At 77.7% G+C, this 1,634-nt stretch carries 1 protein-coding gene; it reads right to left on the bottom strand.

Annotated elements, in window-relative coordinates; genetic code table 11:
• Window positions 1-172 precede the first annotated feature (172 nt).
• A complete protein-coding gene (locus ACFV9H_RS21265) occupies window positions 173-934 on the bottom strand; it encodes an ABC transporter permease (protein WP_385400558.1) in 762 nt (253 codons plus the stop codon).
• Window positions 935-1,634: the final 700 nt, after the last annotated feature.

Raw genomic sequence — 1,634 nt, 5'->3', positions numbered from 1 at the left:
CTGGGGCGGGGGGGGCCCCGCCCGGGGCGTCCCGGGGGCGCCGGGGGCTCCGGCCGGGGGGGGGCGGGGGGTGGGGGGCGGGGCGGGGCCGGGGGGGGGGCCCCGCCCGCGCGCCGGGGGCGCGCGCACGGGACCGGGCCTGTCGTGTACCGCCCGACCTCGCCGGAGGCGGTCAGGCGGGGACGCGCCAGAGGCTGAGGCGGCGTTCGATCGTGACCAGCAGCTGGTTGAAGGCCACGCCGATGGCGGAGATGGTGACGATGCCCGCGTACATCTGCGGGATGGCGAAGTTGAACTGCGAGGCGTTGATCAGGTAGCCGAGACCCGCCTTGGCGCCGATCATCTCGGCGGCCACGAGGACGAGGATGGAGACGGCCCCGGCGAGCCGGATCCCGGTGAAGATGGCCGGTACGGAGGCGGGCAGGATCACCTTCTGGAACAGCCTCGGGGTGGACAGGTCCATCGAGCGGGCCAGTCTGACGAGGGTGGGGTCGGCGTTGCCGACGGCGCTGATGGTGTTCAGCAGGATCGGCCACACGCAGGCGTAGACGACGATGGAGACCTTGGACGTCTCCCCGATGCCGAGCAGCAGTACGAAGACCGGCAGCAGCGCGAGGGCGGCGGTGTTGCGGAACACCTCCAGCAGCGGTCCGAGGAGCGCGGCGACGGGCCGGTACCAGCCGATGAGCAGGCCGAGCGGCACGGCGACGGCCACGGCGATCCCGAAGCCGCCGAAGGAGCGGGTGAGGCTGGCCCCGGTGTGCTGGGCGAGCTGGCCGTTGCCCAGCAGCTCCCACCAGGCCTGGCCGACCACGCTCACGGGCGGCAGGAACGTGGCGTCGACCAGGCCCAGCCGGGGTGCGGTCTCCCACACCGCGAGCAGGGCGAGCAGGGCGGCCGATCGCAGCCCGACGGCCTTCAACCCCCGCGCCAGTGCCCTCGCGGGCTGCCGGGCGGCCTTCGCTCGGGGGCGGGCAGCCGGCTCGGCGTCCGGCACCGGAGCGGGAGCCGCCTGGGCCACCGGGACCGCCTGGACCGCCGGGACCGCCGGGACCGCCTGGTCCTCCGGGACCGCCTGGACCTCCGGGACCGCCGGGACCGCCTGGTCCTCCGGGACCGCCTGGACCACCAGGTCCGCCGGGACCGCTTGGTCCTCCGGGACCGCCTGGACCACCAGGTCCGCCGGGACCGCTTGGTCCTCCGGGACCGCCTGGACCACCAGGTCCGCCGGGACCGCCTGGTCCGCTTGGGCCCCCGGGACCGCCTGGGCCACCAAGTCCGCCTGGGCCACCTGGGCCACCGGGACCCCCTGGACCACGAGGTCCGCCTGGTCGGCCCCGTCGGCCGGGTCAGCCCGGTCGGCCTCGGCCGCCGGTGGCGCGGAGCCTCGTACCGGCTCAGCAGCGGGAGCCGGGGCCGGGGAGCCCGCCGCGCGGGCCACGGGGGTGGGCCCGTCGTCGGCGGCCGGCTCGGACTCCCGTACGGCGACCGAGGCCGCCGAAGCGGGCTCTCGAAGCGCCTCGGGCGTGCGGCCCACGGCGCGCAGCCGTCGTGCCGCCGCCCTGGCGCGACCCGCCGCCGAGCGGGGCTCCCCCACGGCGGCGGGGGCCGCCGCGGGGGCGGGGCCCCGTACG

It is taken from the genome of Streptomyces sp. NPDC059874 (genome assembly GCF_042731135.1).
GTDB lineage: Bacteria > Actinomycetota > Actinomycetes > Streptomycetales > Streptomycetaceae > Streptomyces.
The sequence above is the reverse complement of the archived record's forward strand: the minus strand, read 5'-3'. Positions and strand labels throughout refer to the sequence as shown.